Annotated in this window: 15 protein-coding genes; 10 read left to right on the plus strand and 5 right to left on the minus strand. The window is 74.9% G+C overall.

Going from position 1 to position 17,192, the window contains the following annotated elements; all coding sequences use genetic code 11:
• Positions 1 to 53 precede the first annotated feature (53 nt).
• Positions 54 to 611 (plus strand): class I SAM-dependent methyltransferase, encoded by a 558-nt coding sequence (locus tag Plo01_RS22470; RefSeq protein WP_203892644.1) that lies wholly within the window; start codon positions 54 to 56, stop codon positions 609 to 611.
• Between the two features lie 45 nt (positions 612 to 656).
• Here the strand turns inward: Plo01_RS22470 and Plo01_RS22475 are convergent, their stop codons facing one another.
• A complete protein-coding gene (locus tag Plo01_RS22475; protein WP_203892645.1) occupies positions 657 to 1,625 on the minus strand; it encodes an ArsR/SmtB family transcription factor in 969 nt (322 codons plus the stop codon).
• A 219-nt stretch (positions 1,626 to 1,844) separates the two neighbouring features.
• Here Plo01_RS22475 and Plo01_RS22480 point away from each other — a divergent pair, with 219 nt between their 5' ends.
• From Plo01_RS22480 to Plo01_RS22495, 4 genes are all read left to right on the plus strand, one after another.
• The gene (locus Plo01_RS22480; RefSeq protein ID WP_203892646.1) at positions 1,845 to 3,173 is read left to right on the plus strand and encodes an MFS transporter; all 1,329 of its coding nucleotides are present in this window, start codon (positions 1,845 to 1,847) and stop codon (positions 3,171 to 3,173) included.
• A 134-nt stretch (positions 3,174 to 3,307) separates the two neighbouring features.
• Positions 3,308 to 3,865: a carboxymuconolactone decarboxylase family protein gene (locus tag Plo01_RS22485; RefSeq protein WP_203892647.1), complete on the plus strand. Its 558-nt coding sequence runs from the start codon at positions 3,308 to 3,310 to the stop codon at positions 3,863 to 3,865.
• A 65-nt stretch (positions 3,866 to 3,930) separates the two neighbouring features.
• Positions 3,931 to 4,257 carry a winged helix-turn-helix transcriptional regulator gene (locus tag Plo01_RS22490; protein WP_203892648.1) on the plus strand — a complete coding sequence of 109 codons (327 nt, stop codon included), beginning with the start codon at positions 3,931 to 3,933 and terminating at the stop codon, positions 4,255 to 4,257.
• Between the two features lie 53 nt (positions 4,258 to 4,310).
• Complete coding sequence (locus tag Plo01_RS22495) at positions 4,311 to 4,769, plus strand: hypothetical protein (RefSeq protein ID WP_203892649.1); 459 nt, start codon at positions 4,311 to 4,313, stop codon at positions 4,767 to 4,769.
• Here Plo01_RS22495 and Plo01_RS22500 read toward each other — a convergent pair whose 3' ends face one another.
• A complete protein-coding gene (locus Plo01_RS22500) occupies positions 4,770 to 5,474 on the minus strand; it encodes a CTP synthase C-terminal region-related (seleno)protein (RefSeq protein WP_203892650.1) in 705 nt (234 codons plus the stop codon). It lies immediately after the preceding gene.
• 78 nt (positions 5,475 to 5,552) lie between these two features.
• Here Plo01_RS22500 and Plo01_RS22505 point away from each other — a divergent pair, with 78 nt between their 5' ends.
• A complete protein-coding gene (locus Plo01_RS22505) occupies positions 5,553 to 6,515 on the plus strand; it encodes a LysR family transcriptional regulator (protein ID WP_203892651.1) in 963 nt (320 codons plus the stop codon).
• Positions 6,516 to 6,577: 62 nt separating this feature from the next.
• Here Plo01_RS22505 and Plo01_RS22510 read toward each other — a convergent pair whose 3' ends face one another.
• Both Plo01_RS22510 and Plo01_RS22515 read right to left on the minus strand, forming a co-directional pair.
• Positions 6,578 to 7,933, minus strand: a complete 1,356-nt coding sequence (locus Plo01_RS22510; protein ID WP_203892652.1) for a serine hydrolase domain-containing protein — start codon at positions 7,931 to 7,933, stop codon at positions 6,578 to 6,580.
• 95 nt (positions 7,934 to 8,028) lie between these two features.
• Positions 8,029 to 10,740: a HelD family protein gene (locus Plo01_RS22515; RefSeq protein ID WP_203892653.1), complete on the minus strand. Its 2,712-nt coding sequence runs from the start codon at positions 10,738 to 10,740 to the stop codon at positions 8,029 to 8,031.
• A gap of 401 nt (positions 10,741 to 11,141) precedes the next feature.
• Here Plo01_RS22515 and Plo01_RS22520 point away from each other — a divergent pair, with 401 nt between their 5' ends.
• From Plo01_RS22520 to Plo01_RS22535, 4 genes are all read left to right on the plus strand, one after another.
• Positions 11,142 to 13,469 carry an aminotransferase class III-fold pyridoxal phosphate-dependent enzyme gene (locus Plo01_RS22520; RefSeq protein ID WP_203892654.1) on the plus strand — a complete coding sequence of 776 codons (2,328 nt, stop codon included), beginning with the start codon at positions 11,142 to 11,144 and terminating at the stop codon, positions 13,467 to 13,469.
• 197 nt (positions 13,470 to 13,666) lie between these two features.
• Positions 13,667 to 14,227, plus strand: coding sequence for a TetR/AcrR family transcriptional regulator (locus Plo01_RS22525; RefSeq protein WP_203892655.1), 561 nt, complete (start codon positions 13,667 to 13,669; stop codon positions 14,225 to 14,227).
• A gap of 105 nt (positions 14,228 to 14,332) precedes the next feature.
• On the plus strand, positions 14,333 to 15,610 hold the full coding sequence (locus Plo01_RS22530; RefSeq protein WP_239316845.1) for an MFS transporter: 1,278 nt from the start codon (positions 14,333 to 14,335) through the stop codon (positions 15,608 to 15,610).
• 216 nt (positions 15,611 to 15,826) lie between these two features.
• Complete coding sequence (locus Plo01_RS22535) at positions 15,827 to 16,102, plus strand: isoamylase early set domain-containing protein (protein ID WP_203892656.1); 276 nt, start codon at positions 15,827 to 15,829, stop codon at positions 16,100 to 16,102.
• Here Plo01_RS22535 and Plo01_RS22540 read toward each other — a convergent pair.
• Positions 16,021 to 17,175 (minus strand): methyltransferase domain-containing protein, encoded by a 1,155-nt coding sequence (locus tag Plo01_RS22540; RefSeq protein WP_203892657.1) that lies wholly within the window; start codon positions 17,173 to 17,175, stop codon positions 16,021 to 16,023. The two genes, Plo01_RS22535 and Plo01_RS22540, sit on opposite strands and share 82 nt — an antisense overlap.
• Positions 17,176 to 17,192 lie beyond the last annotated feature (17 nt).

Consider the following 17,192-nt stretch of genomic DNA (forward strand, 5'->3'; position numbering starts at 1 on the left):
TCCTAAGCTCGGCGAGAAGAGAGTTGTGTCACGCAACTATAGGGGAGGCGGCCATGAGCGCCCACGCCACCATGTTCGGATTCTTCAACCACGCCGGGCTCTACGATCGGATGACTCGGGTGTTCGGGTTCCGGTTCGTCTACACGCGCGCCATCACCGACGTCGCGCGGGCGGGCCTGCCCGCCGGCTCCCGCGTGCTGGACGCGGGGACCGGCCCGGGCCGGGTTCCGATCGCCATCGCGCGCGCCTGCCCCGAGCTCCACGTCGAGGGCCTCGACCTGTCCGCCGACATGATCGCCCACGCGCGGCGCGCCGCGGCCGGGAACGACCGGGTGAGCTTCACCGTCGGCGACGTCGCCGACCTGCCCCACCCCGACGGCACGTTCGACCTCGCCGTGTCCACCATGAGCCAGCACCACTGGGACGACCCCGGGACGGGCGTGCGCGAGCTGCGTCGCGTGCTGCGCCCCGGCGGCCAGCTGTGGATCTACGATTTCCGGCCCGCGCTGCGCCGGGCCGAGATCGCCGCGCGCGCCGCCTTCCCCGGGTACACCGTACGGCGGGAGCGCGTCAACGCCCTGGTCGGCCGGCTCGTGGTGCGGCCCGCGTGAAGCCCCCGTCCCCGGCGGACGCGGTGCGGCCGGGGCGCCGGGCGGTCAGGCGCGCGGGCGTGCCGCGGTGAGCAGCGTCTCACCCGCCTCGCTCCGGGCGTACAGGACATACCTGCCGCTCCGGTGCGCGCTGACCAGGCCGGCGTCGCGCAGCGCCGTCAGATGTTGCGACACCCCGCCCATCGACATCCCGGTACGGCCGCTCAACTGGGTGGTGGAGGCGGGGACCTCCAGCTCGGCCAGGAGCAGGGCGCGCGAGCGGCCGAGCACGGCGGCCAGCGGCTCGGGCACCTCGGTGGCGCGCCTCTCCCACAGGGTGGCGATGCCGCGCGGCGAGTAGCGCAGCGTGGGCTGCCACGGGGGCGTGGTCACCGAGAACAGGCGCGGCCAGACGAACGCCGACGGCACCAGCAGCAGGCCGCGCCCGCCCAGTTCGCGGATCGCCGACACGTACAGGTGCGCCACGAACAGGGTGTCGTCCTCCCACCGGACGGCCGGGTCCAGGTCGTTGAGCAGCCTGTCCGCGCCGCCCTCGGCGAGCTGGCGGGCGCGGTGCAGCACGTCGCCCTCCAGTAGGGCGCGGATCCGGGGCCAGTACGGCGCCAGCGTGATCGCCCAGTATCCCCGGATGACGTCGGCCAGCCGTTCCAGCCCCGCCTCGGGGTTCTCACGCAGCACGGCCAGGCGCGGGCTGTCGCCGCGGACCTCCACGTCGCCCGGCGGGGTCGAGCGCATCGTGGCGAGCTCCACCTCCAGATCGGGGGAGGTGGTGACGGGCGGCGGGCAGACGAACGCCGGGATGGCCCGGGTCGGCACCGGCACCAGGTCGGCCAGCATGCCCCAGTCCAGGCCGGAGGCGTCCAGGCGGGGCCGTACCTCGGCCACCCAGGGGCGGTGCAGGGGATGCTCGCCCGGGCTCTTGAGCACCCGGACGCTGGCGATCACCTCCCACAGGGGGGAGAACGCGAATCTGGTGCACGCCAGATCCGCCAGTCCGAATCCGAGCTTCAGCACGGCGCTCTCATCTCCCGCCCGCCCTCCTCTTACATCTCCCCGTCCGCCGCCGGCAGTCCGTGCCGCCGCCGGCGCTTCGTCTCCCGCGTCGGCGCTTCATCCCCGGTGCCGGTGCTCCATCTCCGGCGCAGGCGGCCCGTTCCTCGCGGAGGTCGCCGTTGGATTCGCTCCTGCCTAAATTAATGGAGGCCCCCCGGGCAAGGGCGACAGGGTCGCCCCATGAGAACGACACCGCAGACACCGCCGTCCGGGAAGGCGGCGCCCGGTCGGTCGGTTTTCGCCGACCCCGACTTCCGCAGGCTGTTCGCCGCGGCCACCGCGAGCAGGCTGGGCACCTCGATCGGGCACCTGGCCGTCCCGCTGGTCGCCGTGACCGCGCTGGCGGCCACCCCCGGCGAGCTGGGCGTGCTGGCCATGCTGAGCACGCTGGCGTTCCTGCTGATCGGCCTGCCCGCGGGGGCGTGGGTCGACCGGATGCGGCGGCGGCCGGTGATGGTCGTCGCGGACCTGGTGCGGGCCGCGCTCCTGGTGTCGGTGCCGCTGGCCTGGTGGCTGGAGGCGCTGACCTTCGCCCACCTGTGCGCGGTGGTGCTGGCCTGCGGGTTCGCCACCGTGTTCTTCGAGATCGCCGACCAGAGCTACCTGCCGCATCTGATCGGCCCGGACCGGCTCACGGCCGCCAACACCGCGCTGGTCAGCATGGACGCCGCCAACCAGCTGGCCGGGCGGGGGATCGGCGGCCTGCTGATCCAGCTGCTGTCGGCGCCGGTGGCGATCCTGGTGGACGCGCTGAGTTTCCTGTGGTCGGCGCTGTGCCTGCGCGGGATCACCCGGCCGGAGTCCCCGGTCGCCCGCGGGGAGCGCACGAGCCTGTGGCGCGAGGTCGGACAGGGGCTGGGCATGGTGGCGGGACACCCGATCCTGCGGGCCATCGCCCTGGAAGGGGCGCTGACGAACCTGGCGATCCAGATCATCCAGACGATGCTGCCCCTGCTGTTCGTGCGGGAGCTCGGCCTGTCGCCGCTGTGGTTCGGGGTGTTCCTGTCCATCGGAGGGGCCGGGTTCTTCCTCGGCTCGGCCAGCGCCTCCCGGCTCGGGCGGCGCCTCGGGGAGAGCCGCGCGATCTGGCTGACGAGTGTGGGGATCGTGCCGTTCACCCTGCTGATCCCCCTGCTCGACGCCGGGGCGGGGCTGTGGCTGGCCGGAGCCGGATGGATGACGGTCACCTACAAGGTCGGCGTCGCCAACGTGATCAAGGTGAGCTTCCGGCAGCGGGTCACCCCCGCTCACCTGCTGGGCCGGGTCACCGCGACGCTGCGGTTCATGTTCACCGGGGCGCTGGCGATCGGGGCCGGGCTGGCCGGGTTGATCGGCGAGTTGGCCGGCACGCGGGCCGCGTTGTGGGCGGGCGCGGCGGTGCTCGCGGCGAGCTTCCTTCCGATCATGTTCTCGCCCCTGCGGACGTTGCGCGACCTTCCGGAGGACGCGGACGGCGCACCGGAGGGAGACGTGCCGGAGGGGAACGCGCCGGGGACGCGGGCGGGTTGAGGTCGCCGCCGGTGGGGGCGATCCGGCGCCGGCCCGCGCTTCCCGAGCCTCCCGCGCCCCCTTGTGCTTCTATTTCCGAAGCGTTATGGTCTGATTCGGAAATAGAAGCAGCCGGAGGCGGAGGAGGAGCCGGGATGCGTATCGCGCCGCTGAGGGAACCGCTGGACGAGGAGGTGGCGCCGGTGCTGCGGTCGATGATGCCCGCCGGGGCGCCGCCGATCGCGCTGTTCCGCACGTTCGGCAAGAATCCGGAGATGACCGCCGCCATGCGGGACTGGGGCGGATACTGTCTGAGCCGCAGGCTCTCGATCGACATGCGGACCCGTGAGATCGTCATCGACAGGGTCACCGCCCGCTGCGGCTGCGAGTACGAATTCGGCGTCCACCTGGCCTTCTTCGCCGACCGGGTCGGCCTCTCCGCCGACCAGCGGCGTTCCCTGGCCTTCGGCGGCGCGGACGACCCGTGCTGGACCGAGCCGCGGGAGCGGCTGGCCATCCGCATGGTGGACGAACTGCACGACACGGCGACCGTGGCACAGCCGCTGTGGGAGGAGCTGTCGGCGCTGTTCACCGAGCCGCAGCTGCTGGACCTGCTCATGCTCACCGGCTGGTACCACGCGATCAGCTTCGTCGCCCGGGCGGCCCAGGTCCCGCTGGAAGAAGGGTCGCCGACGTTCGCGTCGCTGCGGTGACGCGCCGGGGACGCCGTATCGTGTCGGTACCCGAAGCACCGGCGGACGAAGCGGGGGAGTCGACGATGGCCGCGCCGAAGCCAGGACACCCGGTGCGCGGCTCCACCACCGGACGGCCGCTCATGGCCGCGCTCGACCTGTTCGGCCGGCGCTGGAGCCTGCGCGTCGTCTGGGAGCTGCGCGAGCAGCCGCTCGGCTTCCGCGCCCTCCAGCAACGTTGTGAGAACATGTCCTCCAGCGTGCTGCGGCAACGCCTGAACGAGCTGACCGAGGCCCGCATCGTCGAGCAGCGGCCCGACGCCGGCTACGCCCTGACCGCGCTGGGCCGGGACGCCTGCGCCGCGCTGCTCCCCCTGGCCCGGTGGGCCGACAGGTGGGCCGAGGGCGGCTGAACCCCTTTCGCATGGGTCGTGACCCGATCCGCTCAGGACAATATGGTCAAACCATGCCGAACATCGGACCAGTGGAGCTGTTCATCATCGGAGTGGCCATCCTGGTCACGCTCCTGGTGGTGACCGTGGCGGTCCTCGGGGTACGGGGCGCCATGAACCTTCCCGGGCGCCCGTCGGGACGCCCCGTGAGCCCCGCCGACCTGGACGCCCGGGCACGGATGCTGATCGCGCGGGGCAGGCCGGTCCACGCGATCAGGCTCGTCCGCCGGCAGACCGGCCTCAGCGTCACCGAGTCCAAGCGGTACGTCGACGACCTCATCGCGGGCGGCGTCCCCCCGTGGCCCGGAAACCTCCCGCTGCCCGGGAACGCGGCCCCGCCCCGCGGCGACCTGGCCGGGCGGGTCCGCGAGCTCAAGGCGGCCGGCCGGGCCGAGCAGGCCGTCCTGCTGGTCCGCGGGGAGACCGGGATGGACGAGGACGAGGCCCGGCGCTTCGTCGAGGCGATCGGCTGATCAGAGCGCCGGGACGCGCGAGGCGTGGGCGACGGCGGCCGAGGCGAACGCGGTGATGATCGGGTGCGGGCGGGTGCCGTCCCCGGCGAGCTCCGGCTGGAAGAGCGTGGCCAGGAAGAACGGGTGGTCCGGCAGCTCCAGCACCCGTACGGCCCCCGCCTCGTCACGGCCGCTGAAGCGCAGCCCGCCCGCCTCCAGCAGCGGCAGGTAGGCGGCGTTGATCCCGAAGTTGCAGGAGTAGCGCTCCAGGGTCCGCTCGGCCCCGATGATCCGCTCGGCCAGGGAGCCGGGCGCCAGCCGCACCTCGTCCTCGTGCCCGGCCAGCGAGCACTCCAGCGGCAACAGCAGGAACTCCTCGGCGTCCGGGTCGTTCTCGGCGTGCGCCACGGCCAGGCCGAGGACGTTGCGGGCGTACTCCAGGACGGCGTGCTGGAATCCGCCGCAGGTGCCCAGGAACGGGATGCCGTGCTCGCGGGCGGTGCGGGCGGCGTTCACGGCCCCCGCCTCGCTGCGGTACGGGCTGCCGGGCAGCATCCAGATCGCGTCGAACCCGGCGAGGTCGTCGGCCTCGGCGGTGGGGATCCAGTAGGCGTCCAGGGCCAGCCCGTCACGCTCCTGCAGCGCCGACAGCAGGGCGGGGACGCGGGTGTGGGCCTGGACGCTGGGAGAGCGGTCGCCGACCAGGGCGACGGTAGCGGTGGTCATGTCCCTCATCCTGGCGGCCGCTCCCAGGTAAGCGCCAACGATGATTATTGCTGGTTCGATAAGAGATACTGATGCACCGTGGACCCGCATCTGCTGCGCACGTTCGTCACCGTCACCCGCCTCGGTTCGTTCTCCGCGGCGGCCGACGAGCTCGGCTACACCCAGTCGGCGGTGTCGCAGCAGGTCGCGGCGTTGGAAACAGACCTGGGAACGCCGCTGCTGAACCGCCGCCCGGTGATGCCCACCCCGGCCGGGCAGCGCCTGCTGGAGCACGCCGAACCGCTGCTGCTGCGCCACCGCGCCGCCCGCGCCGACGTGCTGCGCGCCGCGGCGGGACCGCCGCGCCGGGTGGTCGTGGCCGCCTCCCCGCTGGCCTGCCCTCCCTGGCTCGCCCGCCGCCTGCGCGGGCCGCGCCTGGAGACGACGCTGCGCACCGTCAGCCGCCGGGACGTCGCCGAGCAGGTCGCCTCCGGCGCGGCCGAGGTCGGGCTGCTCGACGGGATCGCCGCGCCCAGCGACCCGCTGCGCCTGCCCGACGTCGGCCCGCTGACCGCGGTCGGCATGGCCGAGGAACGCCTGATGGTGGTCCTGCCCGCCGGACACCCGCTGGCGCGCAGGCGGGGCCTGGCCCTGGCCGACCTGGCCGGCGCGCTGTGGTTGCAGGCCCCGGCCGCGGCGGCGGTGGAGCGGCTGCGCGCGGTGGCGGGCCTGCCCGCCGGACAGGAGGGCTTCCGGATCGGCTTCCGCTACGAGGGCCACGACCTGCGCACGGTGGTGTCCCTGGTCGCCGCGGGACACGGCCTGACCCTGCTGCCCGCCTCCGCGCTGGAGGCGGGGCAGACGGCGGGGCAGATGTCGGGACAGATGTCGGGACAGGTGATGGGGCAGGCGACGGCCGGGCCCGGCGCCGTCGGCGTCCCGCTGACCGAGCCGCGCGTGGTGCACCGCGTGGAGGTGCTGCACGGCCCCCTGCGAGGCCCGCTGGCCGCCCTGGTGAGCGAACTGACCGCCTCCCCGGCCGCCGCGGACCCGCCCACCTGACCACGCCCGGATCTTCCGGGCGGGTTCCCGGCGGGGCGCCGGAGGGCGACCGGACCCGCCGCTCAGCTCCGCCAGCCGTCCGGGTCGACGCCCCCGGGCACCTCGGCCGCCGGATCATAGGGGGTGCGGGTGAAGACGAACGTGTTGAGGTCCAGGTGGCTGAGCGTGCCGTCGGGGCGGCGCACCGGGCGCAGCGTCTCCCCGGCGTAGTAGCCGTCCATCCCCAGCCAGGCGCCGTCGGCCCGGGCGGTGAACCGGGAGGCGCGGCCCACGGCGTTCAGCGGGGTCAGCGACAGGTTCCGGCCGCCGGTCAGCCGCAGCGCGTAGGGGGCCGGCCCCCAGTACCAGGGCCCGGCCAGCTCCAGCAGCTCCGGGTCGACCTCGGCGGGCGCCCACTCGGCCGGCAGCCGCGGCTCGTGCTCGTCCAGCACGGCCAGCAGGTCGGTCAGCAGCGTCCGGCTCACCCCGGCGGTGGAGTTGGCCAGGAACAGCACGCCCGTCCGGTCGGCCGGGTCGGCCCAGACCGTGGCCAGGAAACCCGGCATGGACCCGGTGTGCCCGGCCAGGCGGCGGCCGCCCACGCGGGCCAGCTGCAGGCCCAGGCCGTACCCGCCGGTCCAGGCGTCGCCGTCGTCGACCGCCGCGGGCTCGCGCATCTCCGCCAGCGTCGCCTCCGCCAGCACGTCACCGGTGTCGCCCGCCACGAACGCCGCCCACCGGGCCAGGTCGGCCGGGGTGGACCAGATCTGCCCGGCCGGGGCCATGGCGGCGGCGTCGTGCTCGGGCTCGGGCAGCAGCACGTCCGCCCAGGGGTGCACGGCGTAACCGGTGGCGTGCGGGGCGCGCGGCCGGGTGGTGGTGTCGCGCATGCCCAGCGGCTGGAGGATCTCCTGCCGTACGGCCCGCGCCCAGTCGGCCCCCCGGTGCCGGGCCACCAGCTCGCCCAGCAGGCCGAAGCCGAGGTTGGAGTAGTGGTAGCGGCGGCCGGGCCGGTGCCGGGCGATCTCCGGGCCCAGCAGCGCCAGCAGCTCCTCGAACGGCATGCCCGGCGTGCGCTCCCACCACTGGCCCGGCGGCTCGGCGGTCAGCCCGGAGGTGTGCGACAGCAGCTGGGCGATCGTCACCTCGCCCACGGGCGTGCCGGGGATGTGCTTGCCGACCGGGTCGAGCAGGTCCAGGCGGCCCTCGTCGCGCAGCCGCATGACCACGACGGCGACCATGCTCTTGGTGATCGACCCGATCCGGTACTGGGTGGCCTCGGTGGGCTCGGCGTCCCCGGCCCGGCCGCGCGCGCCGAACCAGGCGATCCGCCCGTCCCGCACCACGGCCGCGGCCAGCGACGGCAGCCGCGAGCCGGCCTGCTCCACCGCGATCCTGCGCAGCAGCGCGCGGGCCGTACTCTCCAGAACCGGCGACATCGACGAGATCCCTCCCAAGGACGACTGGATCGCCCCAGGTTAGAGCATGCCCCCCGGCCCGCCGCGCCGTCCGGGGCCGCCTGTGGAAAACCGTGCTAGCGGTACTCCAGCCGGGACAACATCTCCGGCAGAGGACCTTCGTGCGCCACGGTCAGCCGCCGGGTGGCGCGGGTGACGGCGACGTAGAGATCGTGACCGCCCATGGGCTCCCGGCCGAGGATCTCGGCGGGCTCGACGACCACGACCGCGTCGAACTCCAGCCCCTTGGCGCCGGTGGGCGTCAGCACGGCGACCGGGCGGTCGAGCACGTCCTCGGCGTCGTAGGGGAACATCGCGGCCACCTCGGCGTACCGGGCATCGGGGACGATCACCGCCAGCCGTCCCTCGACTGATCCGGCCGAGCCCGGTCCGGCGGGGTCCGCTCCGGCCGGGTCCGGTTCGCTGGGGGCCGGTCCGGTGGCCGCAGCCTCTGCTCCGGCGGGGTCCGGTCCCGCCGGGTCTGCTCCGGCCGGGCCCGGTCCGGCGGCCGCGGCCTCCGGGACGGCGGAGGCGTCGCCCGCCGCCGGGTCCCGCGGCTCCGCCGGTCCCTCCCTGACCGCCGCCAGCTCCGCCGCCACCAGGGCGGGCAGGCCCGCGATCCCGCCCGCGGCCTCCAGCCGCACCGCCCGCGGCGGCTCCCCGTCCTCACGGACCGGTTCGGGCGCCTCCTGGCCGGGATCGATCGCGGCCAGCACGTCGGCGGCGACCGCCATGATCCGTGCCGGAGTGCGGTAGTTGACCGTCAGCCGCTCCTCGCGCCAGCGGCCCTCGAGGTAGGGGTCGAGCATCTCGCCCCACGAGCGGGCCCCGGCCGCCGAGCCGGTCTGCGACAGGTCGCCGACGACCGTCAGCGAGCGGGCCGGGACCCGTCGCATCACCGTCCGCCAGGCCATCGCCGACAGCTCCTGCGCCTCGTCCACGATGACGTGCCCGTAGGCCCAGGTGCGGTCGGCCGCGGCCCGCTGGGCAGTGGTCCCCGCCAGGCCGGGATCCTCGTGGCGCTCGGCCAGCGTCCCGGCCTCCACCAGCCCGGTCTCCACCAGGCCGGTGAGCTCCAGCACGCCCAGGGCGTAGGCCTCCTCCTGCCTGCGCCGCTCCGCCTCGGCCTCGCGCCCGGCCCGCCGCTCGACCTCGTCGACGCCGAGCAGCTCGGCCGCCTCGTCCAGCAGCGGGACGTCGCCGGGCGTCCACGGCGCGCCGTACGGCCGCAGCAGGGCCTCGCGCTCGGCGGGAGACAGGTGCGGCGCGGCGGAGGCGATCGCGGCCGGGTCGGCCAGGAACTCACCGATCAGGCGCTCCGGGGTGAGGTACGGCCACAGCGCCTCCACCGCCTCGCGCACCGCCGGATACGTCCACAGCACCTTGCGCGCGTAACGCAGGTCCTCTTCCTCCTCGGCGGTGCGGGCGTCCCGTCCGGTCTCCTCGCCGGCGGCCTTTCCCACGCCGGTGACGGGCATGTACGGCTCGCCGCCGTCCTCGTCGGAGACGAGTCCGGCGGCCTCCTCGGGGCCGAGCGCGGCGAGGGCGTCCAGACGCGCGGCCTCCCGGGCCTCGGCGTCGGCGAGGAGGGCGTCCAGTTCGGCGGTCTCCTCGGGGCTGAGCGTGCCGACGGCGTCCAGCCGCGCGGCCTGGTCGAGGGCGAGCGCGGTGAGCACGTCCAGCACGAACAGCCTCCGCGCCGTGTTGTGCGGCAGGCCCGAGTTCCCGGCCCGGTCCCGGGCGGCGGCGCAGGCGGCGTGCGACGCGCTGATCGTCATCTCCTCCACCACGACCTCCACCCCGTCGCGGAGCGAGGTCCGCACCGGGATCGCCACCTCCAGGTCGCCGCGGGGCAGGCGCCGGCGGTCGCGCATCGCGGCGGCGACGACACCGGCCATCCGGGCGTCTCCCTTGACGAGCGCGGCGGCGGGGGAGTCGGCGGCGGTGGCGCGCACCCCCGGGTACAGCTCGCCGAGCGTGGCCACCACCACGTCGGTCTCGCCCAGGGAGGGCAGCACCTGGCCGATGTAGCGGGAGAACAGGGTGTTGGGCCCGATGATGAGCACCCCGCGCCGCTCCAGCACGTCGCGGTGGGCGTACAGCAGGTAGGCGGCCCGGTGCAGCGCCGCGACGGTCTTGCCGGTTCCGGGACCGCCGTGCACGACCAGCGCCCCCGCCAGACCGGAGCGGATCACCCGGTCCTGCTCGGTCTGGATGGTGGCGACCACCTGGTCCATCCGGCCGGTGCGGCCCCGCCGCAACGTCGCCAGCAGCGCGGCCTCGCCGACCAGCGTGCGCCGGTCGCCCTCGCCCAGGCGGTCCAGGTCGAACACCTCGTCGTCGATGCCGACCACGGTCCGATCGCGGGTGTGCAGGTGCCGGCGGCGCACCAGCGGACCGGGATCGCCCGGCGTGGCGGTGTAGAAGGGACGGGCGGCCGGGGCGCGCCAGTCGGTGAGGGTGATCTCGCCGCCGGCGTCCCGCAGCCCGATCCGGCCGATGTAACGGGTCTCGCCGCCGGTCTCGTCGATCCTGCCGAAGCACAGCCCGCGCTCGACGCCGGTCAGCTGGATCAGGCGGCGGGACCGCTCGGCGGCGGAGATCTCCCGCTCGACCCTGGCCTGGCGTGAGCCGCCCGCCTCGCCCCGCGCCAGCGTGGCGGTGAACGCGGTCCTGGCCCGCTCACGGGCCGCGTCGAGGCACTCGTAGAGGTGGGTGAGGCGGCTCTGCTCGGCGCGGAGCGCCGCGGTGAGGGCGGTCTCGGGACGGCCGGTTTGACGGTGCGACATTTCTTTGGTACTCTCCTGCATAGTGGGTTATTTGTGCTCGGAGAACCTCGAAAAGTTGAGCATAGCCCTCCCCGCGTTTCATGTCACGCGCCCTGCCGTCACGCGCTCTCCGCCGCGTTTCGCCACCTTCGCGCCCGTGTCCCCCGCCGCTCCCGCACCCATCTCCTCCGTGCCCCTCCCCTCCGCGTCCGGCGCGGAACGCGCCGGGGCGACCCCGGGCGACCCGAGGTCCGGCGTCGAACGAGTCGCCGGGCCATGATCGTGGGCGCTCGTGATCACAGGTGCTCGGGATCGCGGATGCTCATGGCTACGGATTACGTGCCCATCCTGGACTTCTGCTGCGAAATCACTTGCGCGAAGCCTGGACCACTGTCGAACTGATTGCCTACACTCCTCCAACTATGGATGCCGTGTTGACGGGCGCCCGGCCGCGCCTGAGCGCCGAGGACGCGGTCGCGATCGCCGTGACGTCGTTCGGAGTGAGCGCCCACACGGCGCGTGACCTGGGCAGCGAGCGCGACCGGACGTTCCTGCTGAGCGACCGCGGCGGGGACCCGGTGGCGGTGCTGAAGGTCTCGAACTCGGCCGAGGACCCGGCGGTGCTGGACATGGAGGCCGCGGCGGCACTGCACATCGCCGCCACCGATCCGCGGTTGCGGGTCGCGCTGCCGTGGCGCCCGGCGCCCGCCGCCATGGCGGCGCGCCCCGGCGACGACCCGGCACGGCTGCGCGCGCGCTGGAGGGACGGCCGGGTCGCGCACTGGGTGCGGCTGTACGACGTCCTGCCCGGCCGCAGCCGTGTCTCCGCGGCCGATCTGCCGGACGCCGCGCTGGTCGCGTGGGGTGAGACGACGGCCCGCCTGGCGCTGGCGCTGCGCGGATTCGCCCACCCCGCCGCGCACCGGGCGATGCCGTGGGACGTGCAGAACGCTTCGGCGGCCCGGACGATGCTCGGCGACGTACGCGACCCCCGCGCCCGCGTCGCCGTCGCCCGGGTGCTGGAGGTGTTCGAGGAACGCGTCACGCCGGTGTGGGGGCGGCTGCGCGCGCAGGTCGCGCACACCGATCTGACCGTCGACAACGCCCTGACCGACGAGGCCGGCCTCGTCACCGGGATCATCGACTTCGGCGACATGAGCCACACGGCGCTCGTCGCCGACCTGGCGTCGGTGCTCGACTCCCTGTGCGGCGGGCGGGAGGGCGCCGAGATGTTCCGCGCGGCGCGGCTGGTCCTGGACGGCTACCAGCGCCACATCGAGCTGGAGGACCTGGAGCTGGAGGCGCTGGGACCGGCGTGGGCGGCCCGCAGCGCGCTGACGGTCGCCATCAGCTCCTGGCGCGTGGCGCGGGGACTGGAGGAGCGGGAGTTCGCCGAGCGCTACAACGCGGCGTGCCTGCGGATGCTGGAGACGATGGAGGCCGCCGGATGGGACGGGGTGGCCCGGCAGCTGGGCGCCGCGGCCGCCCCGCGACCGGACGCGTCGCTGGCGGCCCGGCGGGCGACGGCCTTCGGCCCGATCGCCGACCCGCTGTTCTACGACGAGCCCGTCGAGGTGGCCGAGGCCCGGGGCGTGTGGATCACGGACCCCGCCGGGCGCGCCTACCTGGACGCCTACAACAACGTGCCGTGCGTCGGGCACGCCCATCCCCGCGTCAACGCCGCGATCGCCCGGCAGAGCCGGCGGATCAACACCCACACCCGGTACCTGCACCCCGCGGCCATCGAGCTGGCCGAGCGCCTGACGGCCACGTGCCCGCCGGAGCTGGACACCGTGCTGCTGGTCAACTCCGGCTCGGAGGCCAACGACCTGGCCTGGCGCATGGCGACCGCGGTCACCGGCCGCCGGGGCGGGCTGTGCACGGCGTTCGCCTACCACGGCATCACCGAGGCCACGGCCGCGCTCTCCCCGGAGGGCTGGCTCGACGGGCGCGGGCCCGGGCACGTCGAGACCTGGGAGGCGCCCGACGCCTACCGCGGACGGCATCTGGACGCCACGGCGTTCGCCGCGGCGCTGGCGCGGTTGCGCGAGCGCGGGCTGGAGCCCGCCGCGGCGATCCTCGACGGCGTCGTCACCAGCGACGGGATCGCCGACCTCGACCCCGGCTACGTGCGGGAACTCGTCCGCCTGACGCGCCGGGCGGGCGGGCTGTGGATCGCCGACGAGGTGCAGTCCGGCCACGCCCGCACCGGGGAGACCCTGTGGGCGTTCGACCGCTTCGGGATCGTCCCGGACTTCGTCACGCTCGGCAAGCCGATGGGCAACGGCCATCCGGTCGCCGCCGTGATCACCCGGCGGGACATCGTCGCCGAGCTGAAGGGCCGCACGACGCTGTTCAGCACCTTCGGCGGCAATCCCGTCAGCGCCGCCGCCGCGCTCGCCGTCCTGGACGTCATCGCCGACGAGCGCGTGCTCGACCGCGTACGGCGCACGGGCCGGGCGCTGCGGGCGGCCCTCACCGAGGTGGCGGCGGCCCATCCGGAGATCGGGCACGTGCGGGGCATCGGGCTGGCCTGCGGCGTGGAGCTCGTCGCCGATCCGGTCACGCGCGAGCCGGACGGCCCGCGCGCCGGGCGGGTCCGCGACCGGATGCGCCATCTCGGCGTCCTGATCGGGACGACCGGCCGGCACGGCAACGTCCTGAAGATCCGCCCGCCGCTGGCGCTGGACGACAGCCACGTGCCGATCCTGGCCGGCGCGCTCGACGCCGCGCTGAGCCAGACGCGCTGAGTTCCGCACTGCGCCCTTCGGAGGTCATGCCACGGTCAAACTTGCCGGGGAATGTGTACATCCGTACACATAATATGTACGGTTGTACATATGCCCTCTGATCCGAACGATCGCTCCATGCCGGGGTGGACGCCGCCCGGTCATCCGTACACCGCCGGTGGCCCGGACCCGGCCGGGCGCGACCCGCGGCCCGCGGCGTGAGCGGCCCCGCCGCCCCGCGACGGCCCCGCCGCCACGATCCCGGACGGCGGGACCGGCTGATCGACGCCGCGCTCACCGTCATCGCCGAGCGCGGCGTGGCCGGCACCACGCACCGGGAGATCGCCCGGGTCGCCGATGTGCCGCTGGGCTCGGTGACCTACCACTTCGCCTCCCTGGAGGAGGTCCTCCGCGAGGCGTTCACCCGGCACGCCGAGGCGGCCGCCCAGGTCTTCGACCGGCGGCTGAGCGCCGTCCGCGACCGCGACGCCGCCGTCGAAGCGGTGATCTCGCTGGTGGCGGAGGATCTGCTCGGCTCGCAAGACGACCTGGTCCTGGCCGTGGAACTGTATGTGGCCGCCGCCCGCAACCCGGTCCTGCGGGCTGTCACCCAGGCCTGGATGCAGCGCAGCCGCCGGGCGCTGGAACGCCACTTCGACCCCACGACCGCCCGCCAGCTCGACGCGCTCATCGAAGGCCTGGTGCTGCACAGCGCCCTGTCGACCGACCCGATGACACCGGGGCAGATCCGCCAGGCCATCGAGCGCTACCTGCGCTGACCCGGCCGATCCATCGGCGCCTGCGCTCCTTGCGCCCGGTCTCCCCTCCCCGTCCCGTCTCTCCTTCCGTCCTTCCTTCCCGCCCGCACGCGCCCGGAGATCTCCTTGCCCGCCTCCACCGTCACCGCCGTCCCCACCCGGCAGGCCCGCCGGGCCCGCGCCGCCGTCGCCGCGCTGTTCCTCACCAACGGGGCCGTGTTCTTCAATCTCGTCCCGCGCTATCCGCAGATCAAGGCCGATCTCGAGATCAGCAACGTCGTCTTGGGAACGGCGCTGGCCGGTTACCCGATCGGCGCGTTGCTGGCCGGGCTGCTGGCCGGCGCCGCCGTCCGCCGCTTCGGCTCCGCGCGCGTGGCGGCGTTCGGGATCCTCCTGACCACGATCGCGATACTGGCCGTCCCCGTGGCGCCGAACTGGATCGCGCTGGGCGGCGCGCTGTGCGTGGCGGGCGCTCTGGACGCGGTGGTCGACGTCGCGCAGAACGCCCACGGCCTGCGGGTCCAGCGTCTCTACCGGCGCTCCATCGTCAACTCGCTGCACGGCTTGTGGAGCGTCGGCGCGGTCCTGGGCGGCCTGATGGGCTCGGCCGCCGCCGGCCTGGACGTTCCCCTGGCGGTCCACCTGAGCGTCTCCGCGGTGCTGTTCAGCGCCGTCGCCCTGCTCGCCCGCCGGTTCCTGCTGCCCGGCCCCGAAGACGCCGAGCGCGTCGCCGACGCCCGGGATCTGGCCGCCGCCGACGGCCACCCGGCCGCCCCGCCGGCCCACCACGACGCTCCCGGAGGCAGGCGCCCCCTCGCCGGCTCCGCCGTGCGGATGCTGGCCGTGCTCGGCGTGCTGGCCGCCTGCGGCGCGCTCGTCGAGGACGCCGGCGCCTCCTGGGGCGCGCTCTACCTCAGCGGTGACCTGCACACCAGCGCCGCCACCGCCGGTCTGGCCGTCGTGGCGCTCCAGGCCGCCATGACCGTCGGACGGCTGACCGGTGATCGCGTCGTGGACCGTTTCGGCCAGCGCACCGTCGTGCGCGCCGGCGCGGCCCTGACCGCCGTCGGCATGGGCGCGGCCCTGGCCGTGCCGTCCACGCCGGCCGCGCTGGCCGGGTTCGCCCTGGCCGGACTGGGCGCGGCCACTCTCGTGCCCGCCGCCATGCACACCGCCGACGAACTGCCCGGGCTGCCTCCCGGCACCGGGCTGACCGTCGTCAGCTGGCTGCTGCGCGGCGGGTTCCTGCTGTCGCCCCCGGTGGTCGGCCTCATCGCCGACCTCGCCGGTCTGCGCGTCGGCCTGCTCTCCGTCGTCGTGGCGGGGGCCGTCACCTTCGTCCTGGCCCGCGTCCTGGTCGATCAGCCGGGGCGCTCCGGACCGTCAAACGATCACACGGAGTGATATCGGACGTGAGCTGGGGGAATGCTGGGGAACATGGGGGAGTACCGGGAGGACGCGTGCCGCGGTCGTGCCCGGGCGGACGCCGGCGCCAGACGACGGCGCCGGGGGACGGGCAGCGGCGTGAACAGTGTGTTACGGCCCGTCCCCACCCCTACCGCCCGGCGGCGCCGGGCGCGAAGCTGGCCTTGTCGCAACCACCAGGGAGGACCACCGTCCATGCTCAGGCGCACTCCGCTGTTCGGCGGTAAGACCCGAGTCACCTTCACCCTGCCCGCCGACGAGCCCGCCGGTCCCGTCAGCGTGGTGGGGGACTTCAACGGCTGGGAACCCGGCACGCACGAGCTGCTCCGCCGCCGCGGCGGTGTCCGGACCGTCTCCGTGGTCCTGCCGCCGGGCGCCCACCGCTTCCGCTACCTGGCCACCGGCGGCCGGTGGTTCGACGACGAGACCGCCGACGACGTCGACGACCGCGGCAGCGTCGTGCGTCTGTGACGGTCCCGCCCGCCGGGCGCCGTCAGCTGGAGGAGGAAGGACGGCGCGCCGGAGACCCGGACCCGCTGCAGGTGCGCGGGCTCGAGGCCCGAGCCGGGCCCGGCGGGCAGGTGACCGGGATCGGGCAGCAGGACCACGGCCGTCCCTCCGGGGGCCAGAACCCGGCCCAGCTCCGCCCACCAGCGCGCGAAGGAGGCGGCGAGCAGGCCGCGGGCGGACACCTGGCCGCCCCAGGGCGGATTGCTCAGCACCCGGTCGACGCCGCCGTCGGGCAGCGGCAGGCGTCCGGCGTCGGCCCGGGCCAGGGCGACGGGCAGACCGGCCGCGTTCTCCGCGGCCGCGTGCACGGCCCGCGGGTCCAGGTCGAAGCCGTGCAGGCGGGCCTGCGGCTGCTGCGCCCCCGCCTCGATCAGCAGCGTCCCGGCCCCGCAGCAGGGGTCCAGAACCGTGTGCCCGGGACGGATGCCGGCCATCTGCGCCATGGCGGCGGCCAGCGGAGGATGCAGGGTCCCCGGGACGGACCGCCGTTTGTAGTCACGCCGGTGCAGGGGCCGCTCGGCGATCCGCAGCAGGAGCGTGGCGTGCTCGCCGTCGAGGGTCACCCGCCACCCGCTGTGGCCGGGCGGGGGCGCGGTCCCCGTCCTGCGGGAGTGGTAGCCGGTCCCCAGCCGTCGTGCCAGGGCGTGCCCGACGGCGTCCTCGACGTCGTAGCGGGTGAAGTTCCGCCTGCCCAGGAACGACGCCGACACCTCCACCCCGGTGAGCGCGCCGGGGCCGCCGTGGTCGCGGCGGAGCCGTGCCAGCGGACCCGGATCGGCCAGGTCGGCCAGGAGCGCGAGGGCGGCGGCGTCCCTCCTGGCCGTGCCGGTCTCGGCGCACCGCGCGGCCAGGAGGAAGACGTCGTCGGCGGTGCGCAGGGTGACGGCGGCCCCCACGCCGGAGCGTGGGGCGCGGAAGTGGACCTCGCGATGCCCGAGACGGGTGACCACGCCGAGGCCGCGCTGGAGTATCTCGGCGGCGACCGTCGGCTCCAGCCCGTGAACGCACCGCGCCACCAGGCTCGCCGCGGTCATGGCGCGGCGAGGACGCT

This window comes from Planobispora longispora (assembly GCF_016863135.1).
GTDB classification, from domain to species: Bacteria; Actinomycetota; Actinomycetes; order Streptosporangiales; family Streptosporangiaceae; genus Planobispora; species Planobispora longispora.

Bases quoted from the DNA above. Each gene is read 5' to 3' on its own strand.
- Plo01_RS22470 (WP_203892644.1), top strand. From the start codon at position 54: ATGAGCGCCCACGCCACCATGTTCGGATTCTTCAACCACGCCGGGCTC.
- Plo01_RS22480 (WP_203892646.1), top strand. From the start codon at position 1,845: ATGAGAACGACACCGCAGACACCGCCGTCCGGGAAGGCGGCGCCCGGT.
- Plo01_RS22485 (WP_203892647.1), top strand. From the start codon at position 3,308: ATGCGTATCGCGCCGCTGAGGGAACCGCTGGACGAGGAGGTGGCGCCG.
- Plo01_RS22490 (WP_203892648.1), top strand. From the start codon at position 3,931: ATGGCCGCGCCGAAGCCAGGACACCCGGTGCGCGGCTCCACCACCGGA.
- Plo01_RS22495 (WP_203892649.1), top strand. From the start codon at position 4,311: ATGCCGAACATCGGACCAGTGGAGCTGTTCATCATCGGAGTGGCCATC.
- Plo01_RS22500 (WP_203892650.1), bottom strand. From the start codon at position 5,474: ATGACCACCGCTACCGTCGCCCTGGTCGGCGACCGCTCTCCCAGCGTC.
- Plo01_RS22510 (WP_203892652.1), bottom strand. From the start codon at position 7,933: ATGTCGCCGGTTCTGGAGAGTACGGCCCGCGCGCTGCTGCGCAGGATC.
- Plo01_RS22515 (WP_203892653.1), bottom strand. From the start codon at position 10,740: ATGTCGCACCGTCAAACCGGCCGTCCCGAGACCGCCCTCACCGCGGCG.
- Plo01_RS22520 (WP_203892654.1), top strand. From the start codon at position 11,142: ATGGATGCCGTGTTGACGGGCGCCCGGCCGCGCCTGAGCGCCGAGGAC.
- Plo01_RS22535 (WP_203892656.1), top strand. From the start codon at position 15,827: ATGCTCAGGCGCACTCCGCTGTTCGGCGGTAAGACCCGAGTCACCTTC.
- Plo01_RS22540 (WP_203892657.1), bottom strand. From the start codon at position 17,175: ATGACCGCGGCGAGCCTGGTGGCGCGGTGCGTTCACGGGCTGGAGCCG.